This is a genomic window from Marmoricola sp. OAE513, from assembly GCF_040546585.1.
GTDB lineage: Bacteria > Actinomycetota > Actinomycetes > Propionibacteriales > Nocardioidaceae > Marmoricola.
In genome coordinates this window covers 3,400,439-3,426,263 of the sequence record NZ_JBEPOC010000001.1, presented here as the reverse complement: position 1 = coordinate 3,426,263, position 25,825 = coordinate 3,400,439, and the positions used below count along the sequence as shown (strand labels likewise).

The following is a 25,825-nucleotide window of genomic DNA, read 5'->3' as shown; positions in this document are numbered from 1 at the left end:
TGCGGGCCCTGGAAGCTAGTCGCCCGTAGCGCCGCGTTGCGGACGCGCCCCGATCTGCCGATGACAGGTCGTTCGCCGGCCTGCATCCTGGTGGGGTGGAGTACGACGTCGAGCATCGAGGTTCGGGGCGCCCACTTGTGCTGCTCCACAGCGGATTCTGCACATGGGTCGAGTTCCGACGCCTAATCGACGACCTTGCGCTGGACCATGAAGTCTTGGCACCGACCCTGCCCGGCAGCCTTGGTGGTCCTCCGCTCGATGTGCAGCGGCCGATGCTCGAGCAGCATGTCGACTACGTTCAGCGCCTCTTGGACGACCTCGCCTGGTCGGACGATGTCACGGTGGTTGGCAGCTCCTTCGGCGGCGTGGCGGCCCTGCAACTGAATGCGCGCGGGCGCTCTGGTTCAGTTGTCGCTCTGGCGCCTCCCTGGACGTCCGGGGCGGGGGTGGCTTTCTACGGTGCACTCTTCTCGGGCATTCCCGCGATCGGGCTGACCCGCCCGCTCTGGAGCCGAACCACCAAGTCTGGGCTCATCAACGGACTCTGGTTTCACCAGTCCCGCACTCCGCCGGAGATCGACCCTGATGACGTCGCGATACTTCTTGAGTCCTGGAGTCGATTTCCAATCTATCGGGTCGGTGCCGCAGCGGGGCGCCGAGGTCCTGGGATGCCAGAGCTCAGCAAGATTGACCAGGCCTCGACCACATTGGTGTGGGGAGGGCGTGATGCCTTCGTTCCAGGCTGGATGCGACGGCGGTGGGCAGATGCGCTGCCCCAAGCTCACGAGACGACCCTGCCTGGGTACCCCCATCAACCGCACCTGCGTTCCCCGGATGCGGTCGCCGCGTTGATCCGTTCGACGGGGTAGGTGAGCACGAACGCGCAATATCCGGATCTGCCGCGAAGAGTGCGTCATTCCGCCGCGGAACGACGCAACCACCGCGCTTGTCGGAGATCCGGGATTTGCCGAGGTACAGACGCACCTGCCACGGGGCGGGACTGTCAGAGCGGATGGTTGGTGCTCCTGGCTGGGACGGGCCTGCCCGCGCTCATTGTTGGACGAGCAGGCCCTAGATCAGCAGCTCAACCGGCATCAGCCGCTCCCTGAACTGGAGATACCCCCGATGCCTCACCTCAGCCTTGTCGGGTTGAAAATCTCGCCAGGTGAAACCGGGGTCCTCGTGCTGGCTTCACCCGGGCTGGAGCGCGGTTGGTGTGCTACGACGAAACAGGTGGGTGCTGGTCGAGCCGGAACGCAGGACCTGGAACATTTCCCACCCGCTGGAGCCGAGAGCTGCTACAGCACGATGTACCCCTACACCGTTTTCCGGAGCGATGGCGGGGTCTGCGGTGAACTCGGTCCAGGTCCATCGATCGACACGGGTTGTGAGGTGCCCGTGCTCCCACGTTGTGGCGGTCATGCCTGTGCTCTCTCGGGTCAGGGCGGATCGTTCGCCGGCGGTACCCCTGTCGGCGCCTAGGCAGGCGACAGGGGTCCCGGCGGTTCGGGAGCAGCACGAGCGTGTCGGTGCTGCCCCGGTTCAGGAACTACAGCTAGGGCGTGGAGCGGTGCAGGTCGTCGAGGATCTTTGTTGCGGCATCGGTTGCGGTGCCCGGATCGATGACGGAGATGACCTGACGCGAGCGGTCGGAGAGCGTCAAGGTGATCGTGTGGGTGTCGTCGTTGGGGAAGTGGCCGGTCTTGACCCAACGGCCGTTCACGGGAACCTTGCGCGGCTTGTCGTCCCAGTCCGGCGGGGAGTACAGGACACGGTTGATCCTTGGCTGGTCCGGCGGCCATGAGTCGAACAGGTGCTGAAGTTGCTCGGTGAGCTGCCGGTTGTGCGGCCACCAGGCTCCGTCAGGAACATCGCGAAATCGAGGATCACCTGCTGGGCGGACGCCGTGAGTGAATCGTCGAGCGGTTTGAGCGGCCATGCGGCCACCACCTTGCTGTTGCCGACTGCGCTCATCCGTCTCACACGGGCGCTGGGCCCAAGAACTCACGCTTGCGGTCGTGACACCAACCTAGCACTGCACCGGGGCACGCCCTACCAGCCGCGAACCAATGATGGGTGGACCACGCGGAGTCTTCAGCCCTTGGGCTCCCTGACCATCTTCTCCAGGTCCAACAGGACCCAGGCCTGGGTCGATGTGTCCCACTGCTGCGCGATCACCGGCCTGAGGTGCCGGTCGGGATAGCGGTGGATTACCCAGTTGTAGTCCATTGCCTGCTCCAAGGCGTCCTCGACGGTCAGCGCGCGGAACTCCGGCCCGATGCGTCGGTTCCTACCAGCATCTCCGTACGGGACGAGCCGCACGCGAACGAGCCCGATCACATCTCGCCTCGCTGAGGCGTCTCGAACGGCTTGTCGCACGAGACCGCCTGCGCGTAGCTGCGGACCTCTGAAGGCGACAACCTGACACCGACCGTTGCGAACGCCGCGGCAGCGGCACCGACGATGTCGAGAACCGGTCGGCCGGTGAAACGACTACGTAGGTCAACGTCGACGGCTTCGATCCTGCGGGTTGCATCGGAAACGACTTTGGCCATGCCGCTCTGATGATCGTTCGGGTTCGTCACAGGGCGCCGCACCTCTCGACCGACAGCCACGCCCGTGCGGGGAGGCAGTTCAGGTCTTTGACAACCCACACTACTCGCAAACTCCACAGGCGACGTCCGCGCGTCAACGAGACGTCCTGTCGAACGGTGGCTGAAAGTCCGGCATCGCCCGGCCCTGCCCATCGAGAGCACCGGCGCCCGGAAGACTTCACAAAGGCGTAGAGTCGGCAGCCGAAGCTACTCAGGCTTCCTCTCAGAGAGACGCCAGATGAGCGACAAGTCGCCGCGCCAGAGCATGACGAAGAAGACCGGCAAATCCATCAAGGAGAAACGCGCCGACAAGCGCGATCAGAAGTCCGCGAAGGCTGTCGCCGAGAAGGTTCGCCCGGGCAAGAGCAGATGACGCTCGCTTCGCTCGGCGTCATCGGGTCCTCAGCCAAGGAGAACGAGTACCGGCTGCCCATCCACCCCTCGCACCTGGGTCGTCTCGAACCCGACCTGCGTGAGCGCATCACCTTGGAACATGGATACGGCGCACGGTTCGGCGTCAACGACGCCTCGTTGCGCGACCACGTCGGCGGGTTCGCATCCCGCGAACAGCTGCTGGCGGATTCAGAGGTCGTCCTGCTGCCGAAGCCGCAGCTCGCCGACGTCGAAGTCATGGGGCCGGGACAGGTGTTGTGGGGCTGGCCGCACTGTGTCCAGGACGCCCAACTCACCCAGGTCGCCATCGACCGCAAGCTGACGGTGATCGCGTTCGAGGCCATGAATCACTGGACGCGCGACGGCACTGTCGGACTGCACGTGTTCCACAAGAACAACGAGCTGGCCGGGTACTGCTCGGTGCTCCACGCTCTCGAGCTCGCCGGCCTGACCGGCGACTACGGCCGCCGACTGAGCGCGGTTGTCATCGGCTTCGGCGCCACCGCGCGAGGTGCCGTGACCGCCCTCAACGCACGCGGCGTTCACGAGGTCGCGGTTCTGACCAATCGCAGCGTGGCCGCAGTCGGGTCGCCGATTCACTCGGTGCGCATCCGTCAGTTCGAGCACAATCGGGGCGACGAGCACACCAGCGAAGTGGTCACCGAACGCGGTCGAGAGCCGCTCCCCGCGTACCTGGCCGAGAACGACATCGTCGTCAACTGCACCTTCCAGGACACCGCCAACCCGCTCATCTACCTCGACGAGACCGACATGGCAGCGTTCCGGCCGGGAAGCCTGCTCGTCGACGTGTCGTGCGACCTGGGAATGGGGTTCACCTTCGCCCGCCCGACGACCTTCGACGAGCCGACCTTCGTCGTCGGTGACAACGTCCTCTACTACGGCGTCGACCACAGCCTGTCCTACTTGTGGAACTCCGCGACCTGGGAGAACAGCAACGCACTCATCCCGTTCCTGCGACCGGTCCTCGAAGGCCATGCAGCATGGCGCACCGACGAGACACTGAGCCGCGCGATCGAGATCCACGACGGCAAGGTGAAGAATCCCGCGATTCTCGCCTTCCAGAACCGAGAAGCCGCACACCCACATCGGATCGCCTGACAGCAACCCAGGGCCGTGTCACGAAACAACGTCCCTGGACATCACAGCTAGTTGCGGCGGTAGGTCGGCGTCTTGCCGGTCGTGTCAGCCGCGAACGCCTCGGCGGCGTCGGCGGTGACGTACAGCGAGTCCTGGGCATCGTCCGCGTACTCGGCGGCAGCCTCGGCCTCGCCGGCGCGCTCGAGCGCCAGGACGGCCAGCGTCTGCTCGACCGCGAGCGGCGGGGCTGCGGCGAGCTCGGCCGCCAGCGCCCTGGCCGCGGCGAGCGCGCCCCCGGTCGGGACGACCTCGTTGACCAGGCCCCAGCGCTCGGCGTCGGTCGCCGACAGCGGCCGACCGGTGAGCGCGAGCTTGTTGGCCACGGCGGCGGGCACCCGGGCGGAGAGCCGTCCCAGTCCCCCGGCGGCCGCGATCCGCGAGGACGTCACCTGGGTCAGCCCGAGGTTCACCTGCTCCTCGGCCACGACCAGGTGGCAGGCCAGCACGACCTCGAACGACGTGCCGAGCGCGTCGCCGGTCAGCGCCGCGATCACGGGTTTGGTCAGCGTCCGTGACGTCAGGCCCGCCAGGCCGGTCGGCGGGACGACCTTGCCCAGCGAGAACGCCGGCAGCGCGACCTGGTCGGACCAGAGCCCGGCCGGACCGGTGAGCACCGCGGCACGCAGACCCGGGTCCGCCTCGAACGCGTCGAAGACGCCGGCGAGCTCGAAGTGCGCGAACGGCGAGAGCGCGTGCGCGTCGTCGGTCCCGGTGATCGCGATCTCCAGCACGCCGTCGGCGGCAGAGACCTCGAGGAAGAGGTACTCGTCCTGGAGCCCGACCGGGCGCGGCGGCGCGAGCTCGTTCATCCGCGACTCCGACACCGCGACACGGTTGCCCTCGGGCAGGGCTCGCACGTGCAGCAGCGCACCGGGTCCGTGCTCGCCGAGCAGCAGCTCACGCACCTCGTCGTCCTCGGCGAAGTCCTGCGCCACGAACCGCTCGCCGCTCGCCGTACGACCGATGACCACGGCACGCGGCGGGCCGCCCTCGAACCGCACGGTCCAGGTCTCGACGGTCGCGGGGCCGTCCGGGTGGAGCGTGACGGGCACGCTCGGCGGTGCGTCGAGCTCGGCCTGGAGGAGGTCGTCGTTCCCGACCTTCCACTCGGCCCGGGCGGTCGAGTACACGCCGACCGAGTACTTCGAGAGCATCCCGCCGTTCGCGCCGACGAGTCCCCAGCCAGCTGGGTTCTTGCGGCAGTGGTCGACGATCTCGACGATGCCGTGCATCGAGTAGCCGTTGCCGGGGCCGCCGAAGAAGGGCAGTCCGCCGGTCGCGGTGAGGCGCCGCGGGTCCTCGGGGGTGAGCCCGAGGTCGTCGGCGACGGTGCTGACCGCGATCGGGAAGCAGCTGTAGAGGTCGAACGCCGTCACGTCGTCCAGGCTGATCCCGGCCATCTTCAGCGACGCGTTGACGGCAGCGATGGCGGGCAGCGACCGGCTCAGGTCCTGGCGGTGGGTCAGCTCGCGGTCGTGCAGGTCGCTGTGGCCGTTGAGGTAGACCCACTGCTCGCGCGGGATGCCGAGCTCGGTGGCGACCTCCTCGGAGGTGATCAGCACGGCTGCGGACTGGTTCACCTTCTCCCGCGCGACGACCGACTTCGGGTACGGGTCCGCGATCATCCGGTTGGAGTCGGTGACGGTCGTGAGCTCCTCGGCGGTGAAGACCGTCCGTACGGCGGAGTGCGGGTTGGCCGCGGCGACCTCGGTGAACGGCGCGAACCAGCGGCCCATCTCGGCGGCCTGCTCGGCGCGGGTCTGACCCAACCGGGTGCGGCGGGCGTTCTCGAAGATCGCGTACTGCGTGGGGGCGTCGGTGAGCTGGTGCGCCACCTGGGTGCTGGCCAGGATGCCGGCCAGACCGGGGCCGCGGTCCTCGTCGGTGACGCCGGTCGTCTCGGTGAGGTCGGGGACCCCGCCGGTCTGCTGACCCTGCTTGGTCAGGTGCAGCACCGTCGAGATCGCCTCGGCGGCGACCGCGAGCGCGATCTTCGAGGTGCCCGCGGCGATCGCTCCGGCGAGCTCGGTCACCAGCTCCTGGGGCGACTGCCCGCCGGTGACGGCGTAGATGCAGCGCTCGGGCTTGGCGTCCAGACGGTTGGCCAGCGCCCGGGGGAAGTTGTCCGGGCCGCCGAGGGCCGGCGGGAAGCCCGGCACGGACTCGTCGAACTGGCGGGTGCAGGCGACCACGTCGACCAGGTCGGCGCTGACACCGGCATCGGCGAGAGCGGCCCGGGCTGCACGTTCGGCCATCGCGACCGGGACGAGTCCCTCGTAGCCGTCGTCCCCGAACCACTCGGAGTGCTGACCGATACCGACGAGCACGGGCGTGCCCATGTGACCACCTCTTGCCTGGATGCCTACGGAGCAGCGGCGACCCTCACGAGACTCACCGTCTCGTGAGGCTAGTCGCACCCGGGCACCTCGCGCCCCCCAAGCACGCCAGATGGGACGCACCTCACGTCCGCGTGATACCTCTGGGCGGTGACCCAGACCCCGTACCGGAACCGTGTGACCGAGCTCCTCGGCGTCCCGATCCCGATCGTCCAGGCGCCGATGACGTTCATCGCCGACGCCGGCCTCGCCGCGGCCGTCTCCGAGGCAGGCGGCCTGGGCATCATCGAGACGCTGTCGCCGCAGGGCCGCGAGGACCTCGCCCGGGTCCGCGAGCTGACCAGCAAGCCCGTCGGGGCGAACCTGATGATCCAGGGCTGGAAGAACGACCCCTCGATCGTCGACGTCATCGCCGAGGCCGGCATCCGGTACGTCGCCACCTCGGCCGGCCACCCCGGACTGTTCACCCAACGGCTGCACGACGCCGGCATGACCGTCTTCCACGTCGTGGGTTCTGAAGTCGCTGCCCAGAAGGCGATCGACGCCGGCGTGGACGGCCTGGTCGTCGAGGGGGTCGAGGGCGGGGGCTTCAAGGGAGCACTCGGCGCCTCGACGATGGTGCTGCTCCCACTGATCGCGTCACGGACCGACCTGCCGATCATCGCCGCGGGCGGGATCTGCGACGCCACCTCGATGGCCGCCGCGTTCGTCCTCGGGGCCGAGGGCGTGCAGATGGGCACCCGGATGCTCGCGACCGTCGAGTCGCCGGTGCACCAGAACTTCAAGGACTCGATCCTCGGCGCGACCGACGACAGCACCGTGCTGATCAGCGTGCCGGGCAACCCGACCATGCGGGTCCTGCGGAACACGCTGACCGAGCAGGTCCAGGGCGGCGAGCCACTGCTGGGCCAGATCACCGACCTCTACTTCGGGGGCGACATGGAGGCCAGCGTCGCCAACACCGGCCAGGTCTCCTCGCGGATCGACTCGGTCGTGCCGGTGGCTCAGCTGCTCGAGGAGATGTGGTCGGGCTGCACGGCGGCGCTCGATGCGGCGCGGGCCCGGCTCACGACGAGCTGATCGGGAAGGTCCGGCCGCTCACGTAGCACCGCTCGGTCCCGTCCACGGGGTCGGTGAACGCCAGCTCGGCGGCCAGCAGCTGCAGCGGCGTCGAGAAGTCGTCGATGCTCACCTCGTGCACGTCGGGGTACAGCGGGTCCCCCACGATCGGGATCCCGAGCCCGTGCAGGTGCATCCGGATCTGGTGGGTCTTCCCGGTCCGCGGGGAGAGCCGGTAGACGGCCAGGTCGCCGCGCCGTTCCTCCAGCTCCACCAGGGTCTCGGCGTTCGGGGGTGCGTCCGGGACGACGTGCGCGACCAGCGAGCCCCGTTCCTTGGCCAGGTGGTCGCGCACGGTGACCGGCAGCGCCAGGTCCGGCCGGTACGGCGCCAGCGCCCGGTAGGTCTTGCGCACCGCACGGTTCTGGAAGAGCAGCTGGTACGGCCCGCGCCACCGCCGCTCGGTGGCCAGCATCAGCACCCCCGAGGTGACCCGGTCGAGGCGGTGCACCGTGGAGAGCTCGGGCAGCCCGAGCCGGTTGCGCAGCTTGACCACGACGCTCTCGGTCACGTGCTCCCCGCGCGGGATCGAGGACAGGAAGGGCGGCTTGTCGACGACCACGATCCGCTCGTCGCGGTGCAGCACCCGGATCTCGCCCGGCACGGGCGGCTCCTCCCGCAGGTCCCGGTGGAACCACACGAACGTGTGCTGCCGGAAGGCGTCGTCGTCCCGCACGGGTGTCGCGTCGGCGTACACGAATCGCTCGTCGGCCAGCATCGTCTCGACGTCGACGCGCTCGGGAAAGCGGTCCCGCAGCCACGCGCCCATCGACGTCGCGCCCACCTCGGCAGCACCCGGAGTCCGCACCCAGGCGGCGTCGAGACCGTGGCGCTGCGGCAACGGCGAACGAGGAGGCACCCGGTGATGCTAAGGGCGTACCGGCCCAATGTCCTTCCTGAACCTCCCCCTTCGACATAGCCTCGGAGCAGCGCGCGCAAGCGCCCCTCCCTGCAAGACCCCTCCCTCCCAGAAGGTGTACCTCGTGACGACTTCACCCCGGACCAGGCTCTGGTCGACGCTCGCGACGGCAGCCGTGCTGCTGGTCGCTCTGACCGGTCTCGCGGCACCGGCCCAGGCGGCCACCGCGCGGTCCCTGACGACCAAGGCCTCGCCGGCCCTCGAGTACGGCGGCAAGCAGGTGACCTTCTCCGGCACCCTGTCGAAGTCCCCCAAGGGCAGCACGGTCAAGATCAAGCTGAAGTCGGGCACGTCGTACGTGACCGCCGCGAAGACGAAGACCACGACGTCCTCGGGCAAGTACTCGGTCAAGGTCACGCTGCCGACGACCCCGGCGTCGTACACCTACCGCGCCGCCGCCCCGAAGAAGGGCAAGCTGGCCACGGCGTACTCGAAGACGATCACCGTCAAGGTGCTCCGCAAGACCACCGCGACCCTGACCGCGAACCCCACGATCGTCGCCTCCGGGGGCACCGCGACCCTGTCCGGCACGGTCTCGCCGTTCGTCTCCGGAACCAAGGTCGCCGTGCAGCGTCTCTCCGGGACCAGCTGGGTCCTGGTCGGCAACGCGACCCTGTCGGGTTCCGGCGGTTACTCGGTCGGGGTGAACCCGACCACGACCACGAGCTACCGGGTGCAGGTCCCGCTGACCGGCCTCAACGCCGGCACGGTCTCCCCCACGCGGGCGGTCCAGGTCAGCCTCGCGAACGCGCCGACGATCACCACTACGTCGTTGCCCGAAGGCGACAAGAACCTGCCGTACTCGGCGACCCTGACCAAGACCGGCGGCGACGGCACCTGGTCGGTCGCGGGCGGAACGCTCAAGCCGGGACTGACCCTGAACGCCACGACCGGCGCGATCACCGGCACGCCGGAGGGCTCGGGCACCAACAACGTGATCTTCAAGTTCACCGAGACCGGGTCCGGCCTCTCGGCGACCAAGAACCTGTCGATGACGTTCTCGCCGCTCCCGACGATCTCGACCAACTCGCTGCCCGACGCCACCCGCGGTGCGCCGTACACGGCCGAGCTGGCGAAGACCGGCAAGGCGGGCACCTGGTCGCTGGAGACGCCGGTCACCGGCCTGACGATCAACCCGACGACCGGGGTCATCTCGGGCACGACGAACGTCGCGCTCGGCACCTACGGCGTGTACCCGACCTTCACCGAGACGGCCGGTGGTCGCAAGGTGCTCAAGGCTCTGGCCCTCAAGGTCATCGGCACACCGCTGGCGATCACCACCGACCCGACGCTGCCCGACGCCCACCGCCTGGCGCCGTACTCGGTCACCTTCACCAAGGTCGGCGGGCCGGGTACCTGGTCGGCGAACCAGATCCCCGACGGCTTCAGCCTCGACCCGGCCACCGGCACCCTGACCGGTACGCCGACCGTCGCTGGCCTCAACGCGGTGTACGTCACCTTCTCCGAGACCAACGGCGGTTCTGTCACCAAGGGCTTCTCGCTCAAGGTCGTCCAGCCGAAGATCACCACCACGTCCATCCCGGACGCGGTGACCGGTCAGGCCTACAGCTTCCAGTTCGCCAAGACCGGGCTCGACGGCACCTGGGAGATCACCAGCAGCGGCTTCCCGCCCGAGGGCGTCACGCTCTCGAGCAGCGGCCTGCTGGCGGGAACGCCGACGGAGTCCGGTGACTGGGGCATCACGGTGACGTTCACCGAGACCAGCACCGGTGCCTCGTCGTCGAACATCTTCATCTTCCACTCCGCAGCGCCGGGCTCCCCGACGATCACGACCACCTCGCTGCCGAACGGCACCGTCGGGTCGGCGTACTCGGCGACGCTGGCAGCGACACCTGCCGGCGGCACCTGGTCGATCACCCAGGGCAGCCTGCCGGTCGGCCTGTCGCTGAACCCGACGACGGGGGCGATCACCGGGACGCCGAGCGTGCCGGAGAACGCCCGCTTCCAGGTGACGTACACCAACGGAGGCACGAAGAACACGAAGCTGCTCGGTCTCCTGGTGCCGAACCCGACGCCTCCGGCGGGCTGAGACCAGCCGAGGAAGACGCAGGCAGAAACCGCCTTATCGGAAGGCCCGGGACAAATCGCCCCGGGCCTTCCGCAATTGGTCGTCGCAGCGCCACTCCAGTACTTCCTGATCACTTGAGTTCCGCATAGCCTCGGGAATCCGCGCACGTGGGGTGCGCACCACTCGGGTTGCATCAGCAGAAGGTTGGAGATCGATGAGTTTCCGCACCAAGTCACTGTCCTGGATCGCCGTCATGGCCGTCGCCCTCCTGGCCTTCACGGGTCTGGCCCCGGCGCAGGCGGCGACTGCCCGCAAGCTCACGCTGGGCGCGAGCCCGGTCTACCAGTACGGCGGCAAGGCGGTGACCTTCTCCGGCACGCTGAGCAAGTCCCCCAAGGGCAGCCTCGTGCGCATCCAGCGCAAGTCCGGTGCGAGCTGGGTGACCCAGGTGAACACCGCGACCACCACCGCGGGCGGCAAGTTCGCGGTGAACCTCAACGTGCCGAGCACGCCGGCGGCGTACAGTTACCGTGCGGTCGCCCCGCGCAAGGGCAAGAAGCTCGCCACGGCGTACTCGGCGAACAAGACCGTCACGGTGCTGCGCAAGACCACGGTCACGTTGAACCTCTCCCCTGCCTCGATCACGCTCGGCCAGCCCACGACCCTGTCGGGCACGGTCTCCCCGTACGTCTCCGGCACCAAGCTGGCCGTCCAGCGCCTTTCCGGTGGCTCCTACGTCTCGGCCGGGAGCACGACGCTGGCCTCGAACGGTTCGTTCACCGTGCAGGTGACCCCGGCGTCCGCGGGCACCACGACGTACCGGGTCCAGTCCCCGCTGAGCGGTCTGAACGCGGGCGCCGTGTCCCCGTCGAAGTCGGTCACGGTGACCAACCCGAACGCCCCGGTCATCACCACGACCTCGCTGCCCGACGGTGACACCGGCCTGGCCTACTCCGCGACGCTGACCAAGACCGGCGGCGCCGGCACCTGGTCGCTGAACGGCGGCACCCAGCTGCCCGGCGGGCTCACCCTGAACGCCGACACCGGCACCATCTCCGGTACGCCGACCGGCCCCGGCACTACGAACTTCACCGTGAAGTTCACCGAGACCGGGAGCGGGCTGTCCGCCACCAAGGCGCTCTCCATCACCCGCTCCCCGCGACCGGAGATCACCACCGCCACGCTGCCCGACGCGACCCAGGGCGTCGCCTACACCGCACCGCTGGCGAAGACCGGCAAGGCGGGCACCTGGTCGCTGGAGACAACGGTCACCGGCCTGACGATCAACCCGACCACGGGGGTCATCTCGGGCACGACGAACGTCGCCGTCGGCACGTACGGCGTCTACCCGACCTTCACCGAGACAACCGGCGGACGCTCCGTCCTCAAGCCGCTCGCGCTCAAGGTGCTCGCCGGCTCGGAGAACCCGCCGACCGGTCCGACCATCACCACGACCTCGCTGCCCGACGGCGACACCGGTCTGGCCTACTCCGCGACGCTGACCAAGACCGGCGGCGACGGCACCTGGTCGCTCTCCGGCGGCACCACGCTGCCGGGCGGCCTGAGCCTGGCGTCGGCCACCGGCATCATCTCGGGTACGCCGACCGGCCCGGGCACCACCACGTTCACCGTGAAGTTCACCGAGACCGGGAGCGGGCTGTCGGCGACCAAGTCGCTGTCCATCACCCGCTCGCCGCGACCGGAGATCACCACGACCACGCTGCCCGACGTGACCCAGGGTGTCGCCTACTCGACGACGCTGGCCAAGACCGGCCGCGCCGGCACCTGGTCGATCACCGGCCTCCCGGCCGGCCTGACGATCAACGCCGAGACCGGCGTGATCAGCGGCGTCACCGCAGCCGCCACAGGCACGTACGGCGTGTACCCGATCTTCACCGAGACAGTAGGAGGACGCTCGGTCCAGAAGGCGTTCGCGCTCAAGGTGCTGCAGGGCTCGGAGAACCCGCCGAACGGTCCCACCATCACCACCACCTCGCTGCCCGACGGTGACACCGGGATCGCGTACTCCGCGACGCTGGCCAAGACCGGCGGCGCCGGCACCTGGTCGCTCACCGGCGGCACCCAGCTGCCCGGCGGGCTCACCCTGAATGCCGACACCGGCGCCATCACCGGTACGCCGACCGGTCCGGGCACCACGAACTTCACGGTGAAGTTCACCGAGACCGCCGGCGGCCTGTCCGCGACCAAGGCGCTGTCCATCACCCGCTCCGCGCGTCCGGAGATCACCACGGCGACGCTGCCGGACGCGACCCGCGGTGCGGCGTACTCGGCCACGCTGGCCAAGACCGGCAAGGCCGGCACCTGGTCGATCACCGGTCTCCCGGCGGGTCTGAGCATCAACGCCGCGACCGGCGAGATCAGCGGCACGACGAACGCCGCTATCGGTGACTACGGCGTGTACCCGGTCTTCACCGAGACGTCGACCGGACGCAGCGTCCTCAAGCCGCTCGCCCTGCACGTCGGCGGCACCGCGCTCGCGATCACGACCGACGCGAACCTGCCCGACGCCCACCGTGGTGGCGCCTACTCGGTGACGTTCACCAAGACCGGCGGCCCGGGCACCTGGGAAGCCGTGCAGATCCCGGACGGGTTCTCCCTCGACCCGGCCACCGGCACGCTGACCGGTACGCCGACCGTCGCGACGATCTACCAGGTCAAGATCGCCTTCCACGAGACCGGCGGCGGGGACGTCAGCAAGTCGTTCGCGCTCAAGGTCCTGCAGCCCAAGATCACCACCACGTCGATCCCGGACGCGGTCACCAACCAGCCGTACAGCCAGCAGCTGACCAAGACCGGCCTGGACGGCACCTGGACGGTCGCTGGATTCCTGCCCGACGGCATCACCTTCTCCGCCGGCGGCCTGCTCTCGGGCACGCCGACTGAGACCGGTGACACCCCGCTGATCGTGACCTTCACCGAGACCAGCACCGGTACGTCGACCAAGCAGGGCTACATCTTCCACGTGGCCGACGCGGGGTCGCCGACGATCACCACCACCTCGCTGCCGGGCGGCACCGTCGGAGCGGCGTACAACGCCTCGCTCGCGGCGACCCCGACCGGCGGCACGTGGTCGGTGACCGACGGCAGCCTGCCCGTCGGGTTCACCCTGGACCCCGCGACCGGCGCGATCACCGGAACGCCGATCGTCCCGGAGGCGGCCACCTTCGTCGTGACCTACACCAAGGGCGGCACCAAGAACACGAAGTACCTCGGGATCACGGTCGTCGCCGCCCCCTGACGCCGACCGGGCACAGATGTCCCACCCAGGTACGCCGAGCGGGCAGAGATGTCCCACCCAGGTACGCCGAGCGGGCTGAGATGTCCCACCCAGGTACGCCGAGCGGGCTGAGATGTCCGCCGCTGAGACATCCGCGCCCGCTCGGCGTCCGCCGCTGAGACATCCGCGCCCGCTCGGCGTCCGCTGCTGAGACATCCGCGCCCGCTCGGCGTCCGCGGCTGAGACATCTGGGACCTCTCGGCGTCCGCCGCTGAGACATCTGGGACCTCTCGGCGGTGCTGGACACCTGTCCAGTTCCGTGGGAGCGTCCCGTGCATGACCTCACCTGCTCCCCTGCGCGTCGTCCAGTGGACCACCGGCAACGTGGCTCGCAAGACCCTCCGGAGCGTGCTCGCGCGTCCGGACCTCGAGCTCGTCGGCTGCTACGCCTGGAGCGCGGACAAGGTCGGGCAGGACGCCGCTCTGCTCTGCCGGCTGGACGAGCCGTGCGGCATCCGGGCCACCGATGACGCCGAGGCGCTGCTCGCCCTGGCGCCCGACTGCGTGATCTACACGCCGCTGCACCCCGACGTCGAGGAGCTCAGCCGGATCCTGCGCTCCGGCGCCAACGTCGTCACGAGCGCCGAGTTCCTCACCGGCCACAGCCTGCCAGCCGGTTCCCGCGAGGCGTTGGAGGCTGCGGCACGCGAGGGCGGCGCGAGCCTGTTCGGCAGCGGCATGAACCCCGGCTTCGCCCAGCTCCTCGGCGCGGTCGCGACGGGGGTGTGCCAGGAGGTCCGCAAGATCACGATGCACGAGTCGGTCGACGTCAGCGCGTACGCCTCGGACTCGAACATGGACGGCATGGGGTGGGGGCGTCCGATGGACGACCCCGGCCACGCCGCGGACGTCGAGGCTGCGTCGGTGGTGTTCGCCGACGGCGTGCACATGCTCGCCGCGACGCTCGGCATCGAGCTCGACGAGGTGCGGTGCCACGTCGGGTTCGCAGCGACGACCAAGGACCTCGACCTTCCCGGGCGCCCGATCGCCGCCGGCACGATGGCCGGGCTGGACCTGCGCTGGGTCGGCGTCGTGAACGGCGGCGAGGTGCTCGACCTGCACCAGCGCTGGGTGATGACGCGGCACCTCGAACCCGCAATGCCGGTCGAGCACGGCTACAAGGTCGAGGTCGAGGGATCCCCGAACGTCACCCTGAACTTCGGCCTGATGCCCGACCAGCCGCTGGACACGCTGACTGTCGAGGACATGCACGGCATCGGCATGACGATCACCGGTCTGCCCGTGCTCAACGCCGTCCGGCACGTCGTCGCGGCCCGCCCCGGCATCGTCACGTACGCCGACATCCCGGTGCCGACGGGTCCGGCCGCGTGGACGCTGGCGGGCGGGAAGAGCTGACGGTCTCGCGGTACGTGTTCCGCGCCTGAGCGGGTGGGCCGACCGGCATCATGGACCTGTGACCTCTCCCAGCGCGACGGCGACCGCCGGGCGCCGTTCCTCGGTGTGGTCGCTGCCATGGGTTCCCGCGGCCGTCCTGGTGATGATCGGGCTCCGGCTGATCCAGCTCCGCCTCGGAGGCACCCCCGACGAGGGCGGGTTCCTGGTCCTCGCCGGGCAGTGGAGCTCCTCGGGCGACTCGCTCTACGGCAACTACTGGGTCGACCGTCCTCCGCTGCTGATGATGCTGTTCCAGGTCGCGGACCTCTTCGGCGGGATCCCGGCGCTCCGGGTGATCGGCATCGCCATCTCCGTGGCGACGGTGCTCCTGCTGGCCTCCACCGCCCGCCGCGTCCTCGACGACCGGGCCGCCTCGGTCACCGCAGTGGTCGCCGCCGCCCTGCTCGGCGGGCCGCTCGCCGGAGCCGCGAGCGTCAACGGTGAGCTGATGGCGCTGCCGTTCCTCGCTCTGGGGCTGCGCACCGCGACCGAGGCGGTGCTGAGCGACGAGGAACGCACCGCCCGGCTCGCGGCCCTGGCGACGGGTGCCGCAGCGGTCTCCGCCCTGCTGGTCAAGCAGAACATGGTCGACGTCGTCGTCTTCGCCGCCGTGTTCTGGATCTTCGCCTGGCGCCAGCGCCGGGTCACCTGGGGGCAGCTCGTCCAACGGGTCGGCCTGGCCGCTCTCGGCGCCGGTATCGCCTTCGGACTGGTAAGCCTCTGGGCGGTCGCGCACGGGACGTCACCCGCCGATGTCTACGAGGCGACCTACCCGTTCCGGGTCAAGGCCGCCCGCGTGATCGCCGACAACCCCTCGGTCGCCGAAGCCTCCGGACAGCGCCTCGCCCTGCTCACCCTCTCGGTCATCGGCAGCGGGTTGCCCCTGGCCGTCGGCATCTTCCTCATCCGCGGCACCTGGAGGACCAAGGACCTGGCCTTCGCGTGGGCGATCGTGGCGCTGCTCGCCTGGGCGACGTTCTCGATCGTCGCCGGCGGCTCCTACTGGTTGCACTACCTGGTCGAGGCCATCCCTGCGGTGGCTCTCGCCGCCGGGGCGGTGCTGTTCCGCTCGCCGGTCGCGATCCGCCGTACCGTCCAGCTCATGGCGGTCGCCGCCGTGGTGAGCGCCGTGATCGCGGCGTTCATCCCGCCTGGCTCCCCCGCGACCCAGGTCGGCGACGCCCTGGGCCGGGTCAAGCGCCCCGGCGACACGGTCCTGGTCACCTTCGGCGACCCCGAGGTGCTCCGCGCCTCGGGGATGTCCTCGCCGTACGAGTACCCCTGGAGCCTGCCGGCCCGGACGCTGGATCCGGACATGAAGGACCTGCGCGCCGTGCTCGCCGGGCCCGATGCGCCCACCTGGGTGGTGGTGCGCGGACCGCAGACCCAGGCCCGGCTCAAGCTCGGCGGCGCCTGGTCCTTGATCAGCGAGCGCTACCGGCGGGTGGGGACGCTCTGCGAGCGTTTCGTCTACCTGCGCAACAACGTCGACAGGGCCGTGCCCGATGCGGGCGACTCCTGCTGACCTTGCACCAGCGCGACCCAATTGTCCGATTCTGCTGCGGAAGACGCCCCCGAGGCGCCACAGTGGCCCCATGGGGCGGATTACGTGGATTGGTTGGATCGTCGGGTTGGTCCTGGTTGCCGGGACCGCACTGCCGGTCGGGAGTGCCCGCGCCGCCGCGCCGGAGCCCTCGTCGGCCCCGCGTACGACGGCGCTGACCACCGGCCAGTTCGAGGCCCAGCTGCTCGCCCTGACCAACGCCCGTCGTGCGCAGGTCGGCTGCAAGGCGGTCAAGCGCAACACCGCACTGGTCAAGGCGGCCCGCAAGCACACCCGCAAGATGGTGGCGGCCGGGAACCTGTCGCACCAGCTGCCCCGGGAGCTCGGCCTCGCCAAGCGCATCACCAAGGCGGGCTACAAGCGGTGGACCGGCCTGGCCGAGAACATCGCCTGGGGAGCCGGTACGCCGAAGGCCACGTTCACCATGTGGATGAACAGCCCTGGGCACCGCGCGAACATCCAGCGCTGCTCCTACAAGGAGGCGGGCTTCGGGGTCAGGTACAGCAAGGGCCGCCCGTGGGTCACGCTGGACCTCGGCAGCCGTCGCTGACACCCTGCCTGGGTGACCCCACGGAGAAGCAGGCTCAGCAAGGCGGTCCGGTTCGCTCCTGGGGTACTCGCTAGCTTCGTGCTGCGCGTCCTGGTGCGGCTGCGGCCACAGCGCTGGGTGCCGCCGTGGGTCACGCTCCGCCTCGCACGGCTGGCCAGCGGACCCGGCGGCGAGCTCACCGCGACCGCACTGCGCCGTCACCTGCCTGCGGAGGGATGGACCACCCGCAGCGGCCTGGTCTACGACGAGGGCCTGGGACGGTACGGACTCCTCGACCTCGCCCTCCCGGACGGCCCCGGACCGCACCCCGTGGTGGTGTGGGTGCACGGAGGAGGTTGGCAGTTCGGCGACAAGACCGAGGTCCTGCCCTACCTCGAGCTGGTCGCCAGCCGAGGCTTCGCCGGCGCCGCGGTGAACTACCCGCTGGCCCCGGAGGCCGCCTACCCGGCCGCACCCGACGGCGTCCGGGCAGCGCTGAGGTACCTGCGCGACCACGCGGCTGAGCTCGGGATCGACCCGACCCGGATCGTCATCGCCGGCGACTCCGCCGGGGCCCAGGTCGCCGCCGAGGTGGCGGTCGAGGACCCGAGCGCGTTTCGCGGCGCGCTGCTGTTCTGCGGCATCTTCGACCCGAGGGCGGTCGCGGACTCGGACCGTTTCTTCGCCGCGGGACTCGAGTCGGCGATGTGGTCGCTGGCACGGACCCGGGCCTGGCAGGACAGCCCGACCTGCCGGTCGATGACGGTCCTGGACCGGGCGACGGGCTCGTTCCCGCCGACCTTCCTCTCTGCGGGGAACGCCGATCCGCTGACCCGGAACCAGACCGTGCCGTTCTCCGCGCGGCTCCGCGAGCTCGGCGTCCCGGTGGACGAGTACCACCCTGGCGACGACGCGAGCCCGGTGCACCACGTGTACCAGTTCCGGCTCGACCGACCCGAAGGGGCAGAGGCCCTGGAACGCCTGACGGCGTTTCTCGAGAAAGTCCTCGAGACCCGCTAGCAATTCTCATTGACTCCTCTATGATTCCTGGCGGGACCCGCGTCAGGGTCTGCCCGACAGAGCACCCAGGAGACGACTTTCATGCGCCACGGCATCGTGCTGTTCACCAGCGACCGAGGGATCACCCCGGCCCAGGCCGCCAAGGCCGCGGAGGACGCGGGCTTCGACACCATCTACGTGCCCGAGCACACGCACATCCCTGTCAAGCGCGACGCCGCCCACCCGGGCACCGGCGACGAGACCCTCCCCGACGACCGGTACATGCGCACCCTGGACCCGTGGGTCTCGCTGGCCACCGCGGCCGCGATCACGACGAAGATCCGGCTCTCCACCGCCGTCGCCCTTCCGGTCGAGTCCGACCCGATCACGCTCGCGAAGACGATCGCGACCCTCGACCACCTCTCCGGCGGCCGGGTCACCATCGGTGCCGGCTTCGGCTGGAACACCGACGAGCTGACCGACCACCACGTACCGGCGGCGAAGCGTCGTACGGTGCTCAAGGAGTACCTCGGCGCGATGCGCGCCCTGTGGACCCAGGACGAGGCGTCGTACGAGGGCGAGTTCGTCTCGTTCGGACCGTCGTGGGCCTGGCCGAAGCCGCCGCAGGGCGAGGTCCCGGTCATCATCGGCGCCGCGGCCGGGCCGAAGACGTTCAAGTGGATCGCCGAGAACGCCGACGGCTGGATGACCACGCCCACCCAGGCCGACATCACCGACAAGATCGTCGACCTGAAGCAGGCGTGGGCCGATGCCGGTCGCGACGGCGCACCGGAGATCCACGTGCTGGTCGTGATGCGGCCCTCCCCCGAGGACCTGGCCGCCTGGGAGGCCTCCGGCGTCACCGAGCTCATCTGGGGCGTCCCGGACAAGAGCGCCGAAGAGGTCGAGGCGTTCATCGCCAAGCACGGCGCCCGCCTCGGCCTGAGCTGACCGGACCTCGAGACGTCCGTGACCGCCACCGTCCCGCTCAGCGCCAAGGGAACCCGCCTGAACAAGCGGGGGCTCGAGACGCGCCAGGTGCTCCTGCGCACCGCGCTCGAGTGCCTGGCCGAGGGCGGCGCCGAGTCGGTCAGCGCCAGCCTGATCGCCCGCGAGGCGGGCGTCACCTGGGGCACGGTGCAGCACCAGTTCGGTGACGTGGACGGACTGTGGGCGGCCGTGCTGGAGCACGTCCTCCACGACACCTCGACGATGCGTCCGCGGCTGCCGGACTCCCCCGAGCTCGCTTCCCGGGTGACCGCGATCGTCGAGATGCTGTGGACGGCGATGGACCTGCGGACCTCGCGGGCCATCCACAACCTGCGGCTCGCGCTCCCCCGGCAGCGCGACGAGCTGGAGTCCGAGTACCCCGCGACCGCTGCCGCGATCGCGCACTTCGACACGGCGTGGACCGACCTGGTCGGGCACGCCTTCGACGGCTTCGACCTCGACCCCGTGCGCCTGGCCCGGGTGCGCAGCCTCCTGCCCGGCGCGATGCGCGGGCTGCACTCCGAGCAGTACCTCAGCACCTACACCGATCCTGCCGAGGCCCGCACCGGGCTGGCCGAGGCCATCACCAGCTACCTGCAGAGCACCTGAGCCTGCCTCTCGATGGGAGACCCTGTGAGCGAGACCAGCTTCGACGTCGTCGTCGTCGGATCCGGCGGCGGCGCGCTGACCGCGGCGTACCTCGCGCAGAAGCGGGGCCTGCGCACGGTCGTGGTCGAGAAGACCGCCTACTGCGGCGGCACGTCGGCGTACTCGGGCGGTGCGTGCTGGCTGCCGGGGTCGCAGGTCCAGCAGCGGGCCGGCATCTCCGACTCCACCGACGGCGCACGGGACTACCTCGGAGCCCTGCTGGTCGACCCGGACCAGGTGAAGGTCGAGGCGTTCCTCGCCGAGGCGCCGCGCCTGGTCGCCGAGCTGGAGGAGGACGACGCCTTCGACTTCGAGTGGCTGCCGTTCCCGGAGTACTACGACGGCCCGGGCCGGGTCCCGTTCGGCCGCTCGATCCAGCCGAAGAACGTCAAGCGCGCCGAGCTCCCCGAGGACGTCGCGGCCCTGGTGCGGCCGCCGGTGGAGCTCGACCGACAGGGCCTGCCGGGCAAGAACACCCTGTCGGGCGGGCAGTCCCTGATCGCCCGGTTGCTGTGGGCGTTCACCCGCGACGGCGGCACTGTGCTGACCGGCCACAGCGTGGAGACGCTGGTGACCGAGGGCGACGGCGCGGATCTCCGGGTGACCGGGGTCGTGGCACGCACGGCGGCCGGAGAGACGACCATCACCGGGACGCGCGGGGTGATCGTCGCCTCCGGAGGGTTCGAGCACAACCCCGCGTGGCGCAGCCGGTACGGCGTCCCGGGCGACTCGACGTGGTCGATGGCGCCCGACGACACCAACGTCGGCGAGCCGATCGCCGCCGCGCAGTCGATCGGGGCCGCCACCGATCTGCTCGACCAGGGCTGGTTCTGCCCCGGCCTGGAGCACCCGGACGGGCACGGGTCGTTCACCCTCGGGTTCCGCAGCGGCGTGATCGTCGACGCCGACGGGGACCGGTACGCCAACGAGTCGCTGCCCTACGACCGCTTCGGCAAGGAGATGGCGAAGGCCGAGAACCGCATTCCTTCGTGGTTCGTCTTCGACAACGCCGAGGGCGGCGGACTGCCCGCGATCGCGATGCCCGAGGGCGACCCGGCCGACCACCTCGCCGCCGGGACCTGGGTGCGCGCCGAGACGCTCCAGGAGCTCGCCGAGACGCTCGGGCTGACGAACCTGCTGGCGACGGTCGAGCGGTTCAACGGGTTCTGCGAGAGCGGTGTGGACGAGGACTTCGGTCGCGGGGCCGACGAGTACGACACCTTCTTCACCGGCGGGACCGGTCCCAACAAGGCGCTCGTCGGCGTGCACCAGGGGCCGTTCACGGCTGCCCGGTTCGTGCTCTCCGACCTCGGCACGAAGGGTGGGATCGTCACCGACTCATCGGGGCGTGCACTGAAGGAGGACGGCTCCGTGCTCTCCGGCCTGTACGCCACCAGCAACTCGGCCGCCAACGCGTTCGGAGCGTTCTACCCCGGACCGGGCGCACCGCTCGGGACGGCGATGGTGTTCGGCTCCCTGGCGGTGCAGGACATCGCCGCGGCGGGCTGAGCACGCGCGCCGACGCCTCGCCGGCCCGCCCAGAGAGAACGCCCAGAGAGAACGACCAGGTCGGGTCAGCGTCGGGTCAGAGAGCTTTCCTTGTGCGCTGCGCGCGCACCGGTCTTGGCGGACTCCACGATCCAGTAGGGGTCGTCGGACGACGCGTTGAACTGCTGCCCGTCGAACTGGAACTGCTCGGTCCGCTTCTCGACGGTCTTGCCGTGCGTCGTCCCTTGGGAGGTGTTCCAGGTGACCTCGGTCCCGCGCCTCAGTGCCATGAGGCGCTTTACCCGCAGTCAGGTCGCCCATGCGGTTCGAACAGACCGGGCCGGGTACGTCCCGGGGGTGACCGACAAACACGTACCGCCGAAGGGCGTCCAGCAGACCGGTGAACGAGCCGTGAGGTGGATCAGCGCCGGCCATGCCGGCCGCAACTTCACCGACGTGGGCCGGAACCGGGCGCATCAGCTCGCCGAGGGCCGCGGCCTCACCGACGCCGAGGTCAAGAAGATGCGGGCCTACTTCGCCCGCCACACCGTCGACAAGCAGGCCGACGGCTTCAAGCGCGGGACCGACGGGTTCCCGTCCCCGGGTCGCGTCGCCTGGGACGCCTGGGGCGGGGATGCCGGGGAACGTTGGGTGCGCAGGATCGACGTCTGACCGCTCGCGTCCCCCGGACCGTTCAGTCGTCCTCGTCGCCCTCGACGTCGTCCCCGTGGCTCTGGTGCTCGGAGCCGGTGTCGAAGAACGTGTCGAGGTACTCCTCGGGCGTCAGCGCGCTGTCGCGCATCAGCGAGAATATCTCGGCGCCGTCGACGGGGTCGTCGAACAGGTGGAAGCACTGCGCCAGCCCGACGTACTCGACCTCGGCGCCCTCGATCGACGCGGCGTAGTCCTCGGCCTCCGCCTCGGCCCGCTCGATCGCCTCGGAGCTGTCGGCCGCCTGCCAGAGGGTGATCCGTTCCTCGTACGTCGTGAGGCCGACGTCGACGACGGAGCGGAAAACGCAGCGGACGGCGTACCAGGCAGAGTCGAGGGTCACGGATCCATCGTGCCCTACTCGTCGGTCACGCGCCCCCGCAGACTCTTCGTCTGACCGCGCTGCTTCTTCGTCTCGACCCGGCGTCGCTGGGAGGACTTGCTGGGCTTGGTGGGGCGACGCGGAGGCGGCGGCGGGGCCACGGCCTGGCGCAGCAGCGCGACGAGCCGCTCACGCGCCGCCACCCGGTTGCGCAGCTGGGACCGGTGCTCCGACGCCGTGATCGAGATCGGTCCGGGTGGGAGCGCGGCGAGGATGCGTCGCCGCTGCGGCTCGGTGAACGCCGTGGAGACGGCCGGGTCGAAGAGCAGCTCCACGCGGGAGTCGCTGGTGTTGACCGACTGACCGCCCGGGCCCGACGAGCGTGAGAACCGCTCGGTCAGCTCCGCGGCCGGGATCGTCGTCCCCGAGGGAAGCCCGGGCCCAGCCGGTACGACGAGGTCACCGCCGGGCTCCGCCACGGCTCAGCTCCGCCAGAAGATCCGGTCGACGACCTCGGCCGCCCGACGCGTGGCGCGCTGGTAGTCGTTGACCATCGCCGTGGTCTCCCCCGGCTCGTAGCCGAGAACCCGCGCCACCGCAGCACGCTCCCGCGGGTCGGTGGGCAGCTGGTCGGAAGCCTTGCCGCGCACCAGGACGGTGGCGTTGCGCGCCCGGCTCGCCAGCACCCACGCCCCGCTCAGGACGTCGGCGTCCTCGGCCGTCAGGAGCTCGTGGGTCACGGCGACGTCGAGCGCGTCCAGGGTCTTGGTGGTGCGCAGGTCGGGCAGGTCGCCGGCGTACTGCAGCTGGAGCACCTGGACGGTCCACTCGACGTCGGCGAGCCCGCCGCGGCCGAGCTTGAAGTGCGTGGCGGGGTCGGCACCGCGCGGCATCCGCTCGTCCTCGACCCGGGCCTTGATCCGACGGATCTCGACGAGGTCGTTGTTGCTGAGCCCCACGGACGGGTAGCGCAGCGGATCGATCAGGTCGCTGAACTCCTGCTTCAGCGCGAGGTCGCCGACCACTGGCTCCGCCCGGAGCAGCGCTTGGGCCTCCCACACCGCGGACCACTTCGCGTAGTACGCGGCGTAGGCGTCCAGCGTCCGGACCAGCGGCCCCTGGGTGCCCTCCGGTCGCAGGTCGGCGTCGACCTCGAGCGCGGGGTCGGATCCGGCCGTGCCCAGCAGACGGCGCACCTCGGTGGCGACGGCGGTCGCCATGCTGCTCGCCCGCTGCGGATCGGCGCCCTCGTGCGGAGCGTGCACGAACATGACGTCGGCGTCGCTGCCGTAACCCATCTCGTAGCCGCCGTACCGGCCCATCGCGATGATGGCCATCCGGGTGGGCAGGGTGGCCTTGCGCTCCTTCTCCACGATCTCGATCGCGATCGCCAGCGCCGCCTCCAGGGTGGCGTCGGTGAGGTCGGTGAGCGCGTACCCGACCTCGGCGACTCCGAACGGCACGCAGAGGTCGGCGGCACTGATCCGGAGCAGCTCACGACGACGGATCGCGCGGATGCTGCGGATCGCCTCCTGCGGGTCGCCGCGTCGGGCAGCACTGGCGAACATCTCGGCCTGGATGGCCTTGCGCGACGCCGGCCGCAGGGCGTTCTCGCCGCCGAGGATCTTCACCCCCTCGGGCTCGCGCTCGAGCAGGTCGGTCGCGTACCGGCTGGTGGCGAGGATCTGGGCGAGCCGCTGCGCCGTCTCGCCCTCGTCGCGCAGCGTGGCGAGGTACCAGGGCGAGCTGCCGAGCGCGTCGGAGATCCGGCGGAACCCGAACAGACCGGCGTCCGGGTCCGGGGCGTCCGCGAACCAGGCGAGCAGCGCCGGCAGCAGCGCCCGCTGGATCGCGGCGGTGCGGGAGACCCCGCTGGTCAGCGCCTGGAGGTGACGCAGTGCGGCGTCCGGGTCGGCGTACCCGAGGGCGGCGAGCCGCTCCTTCGCCGCATCGGTGGTGAGTCGGGCCTCGTCGCCGGGGATCCGGGCGACTGCTGCGAGCAGCGGTCGGTAGAAGAGCTTCTCGTGCAACCGCCGGGCCTCGCGCCGGTGGTGCCGCCAGGTGCGGTCGAGCTCCTCCTCCGGGTGCTTGAGGTACCCGAGCGAGCGACCGAGGCGGCGCAGGGCCTCCGGGTCCTCGGGGACCACGTGCGTACGCCGGAGCTGGTACAGCTGGATGCGGTGCTCGAAGGTGCGCAGGAACGCGTACGCGTCGTGCATGGTGCGCCCGTCCTCGCGTCCGATGTACCCGGCGCGGGTCAGGTCCGACAGTGCGCTCAAGGTGGTCGGCGCCCGTACGGCCTCGTCGGTGCGTCCGTGCACGAGCTGGAGCAGCTGGACCGCGAACTCGACGTCGCGCAGACCGCCGGAGCCGAGCTTCAGCTGCCGCTTCGCCTCGTGCGCCGGGATGTGGTCGAGCACCCGCCGGCGCATCGACTGCACGTCCTCGACGAACCCGTCGCGGCCGGCGGCCTCCCACACCATCGGGCCGATCGACTCGACGTACGCGCCGCCGAGCTCGAGGTCTCCGGCGACGGGGCGCGCCTTGAGCAGCGCCTGGAACTCCCAGGTCTTCGCCCAGCGCTCGTAGTAGCCACGGTGGCTGGCCAGGGTGCGCACGAGCGGACCGTGCTTGCCCTCCGGTCGCAGGTTCGCGTCCACCGGCCAGATCGTCCCTTCGCGGGTCTGGTCACCGCAGACCTGCATCAGCGTCGAGGCGAGCTGGGTGGCGACCCGGAGGGCAGCCGTCTCCTCGGCCCCCTCGGCGGGCTCCCCGACGAAGATGACGTCGACGTCGCTCACGTAGTTGAGCTCATGGCCACCGCACTTGCCCATCGCGATCACCGCGAGCCGGCACAGCGCGGCGTCCGGGCCGACCTTCGCCCGGGCCACGGCGAGGGCGGCGTCCAGCGTGCCGGCGGCCAGCTCGGCCAGCTCGGCGGCGACGTCGTCCATCCCCACGTGGTGCGCGAGGTCGCGGCTGGCCAGGCGCAGCAGCACCCGGCGGTACTCGACGCGGGAGCGCGTCGGCGGCGTCGGCGTACGGGAGCGTGGAGGTCGGGAGCTGGTCGAACGGCTCGGCGCCCACGGCGGCCATCAGCCCGGCGCGGACCGCGTACGCCGGCGGGCGGGTGGAGCCGAGCGTCGGGTCGCGCAGCTCGTGCCACTGCTCCGGGTGCCGGACGAGATGATCGCCGAGCGCCTCGCTCATGCCGAGCACCGAGAGCAGGCGCATGGCGGTGCCCTCGTCCTCCTCGAGCACCTGGACCAGCACGTCCTTGTCCGCGGCGGACTCGTGCAGCCGGACCAGGGTCGCGAGCGCCAGGTCGGGGTC

23 protein-coding genes are annotated in these 25,825 nt (G+C 70.4%); 14 read left to right on the top strand and 9 right to left on the bottom strand.

All coding sequences use genetic code 11. From position 1 onward, the window contains the following. Positions 1-95: 95 nt before the first annotated feature. Positions 96-869 (top strand): alpha/beta fold hydrolase, encoded by a 774-nt coding sequence (locus tag ABIE44_RS17125; RefSeq protein ID WP_209714696.1) that lies wholly within the window; start codon positions 96-98, stop codon positions 867-869. A gap of 686 nt (positions 870-1,555) precedes the next feature. Here the strand turns inward: ABIE44_RS17125 and ABIE44_RS17120 are convergent. The 3 genes from ABIE44_RS17120 to ABIE44_RS17110 form a co-directional block, all read right to left on the bottom strand. Next, on the bottom strand, positions 1,556-1,939 hold the full coding sequence (locus ABIE44_RS17120) for a DUF5994 family protein (RefSeq protein WP_209714698.1): 384 nt from the start codon (positions 1,937-1,939) through the stop codon (positions 1,556-1,558). 155 nt (positions 1,940-2,094) lie between these two features. Further along, positions 2,095-2,322 carry a hypothetical protein gene (locus tag ABIE44_RS17115; protein WP_209714700.1) on the bottom strand — a complete coding sequence of 76 codons (228 nt, stop codon included), beginning with the start codon at positions 2,320-2,322 and terminating at the stop codon, positions 2,095-2,097. A 14-nt stretch (positions 2,323-2,336) separates the two neighbouring features. After that, on the bottom strand, positions 2,337-2,585 hold the full coding sequence (locus ABIE44_RS17110) for a hypothetical protein (RefSeq protein WP_209714702.1): 249 nt from the start codon (positions 2,583-2,585) through the stop codon (positions 2,337-2,339). A 247-nt stretch (positions 2,586-2,832) separates the two neighbouring features. Here ABIE44_RS17110 and ABIE44_RS17105 point away from each other — a divergent pair, with 247 nt between their 5' ends. After that, positions 2,833-2,967: a hypothetical protein gene (locus ABIE44_RS17105; protein ID WP_354438226.1), complete on the top strand. Its 135-nt coding sequence runs from the start codon at positions 2,833-2,835 to the stop codon at positions 2,965-2,967. Next, a complete protein-coding gene (locus ABIE44_RS17100; RefSeq protein WP_209714703.1) occupies positions 2,964-4,106 on the top strand; it encodes a N(5)-(carboxyethyl)ornithine synthase in 1,143 nt (380 codons plus the stop codon). Before ABIE44_RS17105 ends, ABIE44_RS17100 begins: the two co-directional genes overlap by 4 nt. Positions 4,107-4,153: 47 nt before the next feature. On the opposite strand, the gene ABIE44_RS17095 is transcribed toward ABIE44_RS17100, so the two are convergent. Next, positions 4,154-6,484 carry an enoyl-CoA hydratase-related protein gene (locus ABIE44_RS17095; RefSeq protein ID WP_209714705.1) on the bottom strand — a complete coding sequence of 777 codons (2,331 nt, stop codon included), beginning with the start codon at positions 6,482-6,484 and terminating at the stop codon, positions 4,154-4,156. 174 nt (positions 6,485-6,658) lie between these two features. Here ABIE44_RS17095 and ABIE44_RS17090 point away from each other — a divergent pair, with 174 nt between their 5' ends. Further along, on the top strand, positions 6,659-7,561 hold the full coding sequence (locus tag ABIE44_RS17090) for an NAD(P)H-dependent flavin oxidoreductase (RefSeq protein ID WP_209714707.1): 903 nt from the start codon (positions 6,659-6,661) through the stop codon (positions 7,559-7,561). Here ABIE44_RS17090 and ABIE44_RS17085 read toward each other — a convergent pair. Continuing rightward, positions 7,548-8,369: a pseudouridine synthase gene (locus ABIE44_RS17085; RefSeq protein ID WP_209723112.1), complete on the bottom strand. Its 822-nt coding sequence runs from the start codon at positions 8,367-8,369 to the stop codon at positions 7,548-7,550. The genes ABIE44_RS17090 and ABIE44_RS17085 overlap by 14 nt on opposite strands. A gap of 214 nt (positions 8,370-8,583) precedes the next feature. Between ABIE44_RS17085 and ABIE44_RS17080 the strand changes: the two genes are divergently transcribed. From ABIE44_RS17080 to ABIE44_RS17040, 9 genes are all read left to right on the top strand, one after another. Beyond that, a complete protein-coding gene (locus ABIE44_RS17080) occupies positions 8,584-10,569 on the top strand; it encodes a putative Ig domain-containing protein (protein WP_209714709.1) in 1,986 nt (661 codons plus the stop codon). 193 nt (positions 10,570-10,762) lie between these two features. Continuing rightward, positions 10,763-13,807, top strand: a complete 3,045-nt coding sequence (locus ABIE44_RS17075) for a beta strand repeat-containing protein (protein ID WP_209714711.1) — start codon at positions 10,763-10,765, stop codon at positions 13,805-13,807. Between the two features lie 315 nt (positions 13,808-14,122). Further along, positions 14,123-15,202 (top strand): NAD(P)H-dependent amine dehydrogenase family protein, encoded by a 1,080-nt coding sequence (locus ABIE44_RS17070; RefSeq protein WP_209714713.1) that lies wholly within the window; start codon positions 14,123-14,125, stop codon positions 15,200-15,202. Positions 15,203-15,260: 58 nt separating this feature from the next. Continuing rightward, positions 15,261-16,766: a glycosyltransferase family 39 protein gene (locus ABIE44_RS17065; RefSeq protein WP_209714715.1), complete on the top strand. Its 1,506-nt coding sequence runs from the start codon at positions 15,261-15,263 to the stop codon at positions 16,764-16,766. 70 nt (positions 16,767-16,836) lie between these two features. Next, positions 16,837-17,355, top strand: coding sequence for a CAP domain-containing protein (locus ABIE44_RS17060; protein ID WP_209714717.1), 519 nt, complete (start codon positions 16,837-16,839; stop codon positions 17,353-17,355). Between the two features lie 78 nt (positions 17,356-17,433). Further along, positions 17,434-18,354 carry an alpha/beta hydrolase gene (locus tag ABIE44_RS17055; RefSeq protein ID WP_354438224.1) on the top strand — a complete coding sequence of 307 codons (921 nt, stop codon included), beginning with the start codon at positions 17,434-17,436 and terminating at the stop codon, positions 18,352-18,354. 81 nt (positions 18,355-18,435) lie between these two features. Next, complete coding sequence (locus ABIE44_RS17050; RefSeq protein WP_209714721.1) at positions 18,436-19,284, top strand: LLM class F420-dependent oxidoreductase; 849 nt, start codon at positions 18,436-18,438, stop codon at positions 19,282-19,284. Positions 19,285-19,302: 18 nt separating this feature from the next. Continuing rightward, positions 19,303-19,932, top strand: a complete 630-nt coding sequence (locus tag ABIE44_RS17045) for a TetR/AcrR family transcriptional regulator (protein ID WP_209714723.1) — start codon at positions 19,303-19,305, stop codon at positions 19,930-19,932. Positions 19,933-19,956: 24 nt separating this feature from the next. Then, entirely contained in the window at positions 19,957-21,480 is a 1,524-nt protein-coding gene (locus ABIE44_RS17040) for an FAD-dependent oxidoreductase (RefSeq protein ID WP_354438223.1), read from the top strand. Between the two features lie 65 nt (positions 21,481-21,545). Here the strand turns inward: ABIE44_RS17040 and ABIE44_RS17035 are convergent, their stop codons facing one another. Beyond that, positions 21,546-21,749: a hypervirulence associated TUDOR domain-containing protein gene (locus tag ABIE44_RS17035; RefSeq protein WP_209714727.1), complete on the bottom strand. Its 204-nt coding sequence runs from the start codon at positions 21,747-21,749 to the stop codon at positions 21,546-21,548. Positions 21,750-21,816: 67 nt separating this feature from the next. On the opposite strand from ABIE44_RS17035, the gene ABIE44_RS17030 reads away from it, so the two are divergent. Then, positions 21,817-22,131, top strand: a complete 315-nt coding sequence (locus ABIE44_RS17030; protein ID WP_209714728.1) for a hypothetical protein — start codon at positions 21,817-21,819, stop codon at positions 22,129-22,131. Between the two features lie 22 nt (positions 22,132-22,153). On the opposite strand, the gene ABIE44_RS17025 is transcribed toward ABIE44_RS17030, so the two are convergent. The 3 genes from ABIE44_RS17025 to ABIE44_RS17015 are packed head-to-tail and all read right to left on the bottom strand — an operon-like array spanning position 22,154 to position 25,491. Further along, positions 22,154-22,513 (bottom strand): DUF4288 domain-containing protein, encoded by a 360-nt coding sequence (locus tag ABIE44_RS17025; protein WP_209714731.1) that lies wholly within the window; start codon positions 22,511-22,513, stop codon positions 22,154-22,156. A gap of 14 nt (positions 22,514-22,527) precedes the next feature. Further along, entirely contained in the window at positions 22,528-22,971 is a 444-nt protein-coding gene (gene arfB / locus ABIE44_RS17020) for an alternative ribosome rescue aminoacyl-tRNA hydrolase ArfB (protein WP_209714734.1), read from the bottom strand. Between the two features lie 3 nt (positions 22,972-22,974). Further along, entirely contained in the window at positions 22,975-25,491 is a 2,517-nt protein-coding gene (locus ABIE44_RS17015) for a bifunctional [glutamine synthetase] adenylyltransferase/[glutamine synthetase]-adenylyl-L-tyrosine phosphorylase (protein WP_354438221.1), read from the bottom strand. Positions 25,492-25,825: the final 334 nt, after the last annotated feature.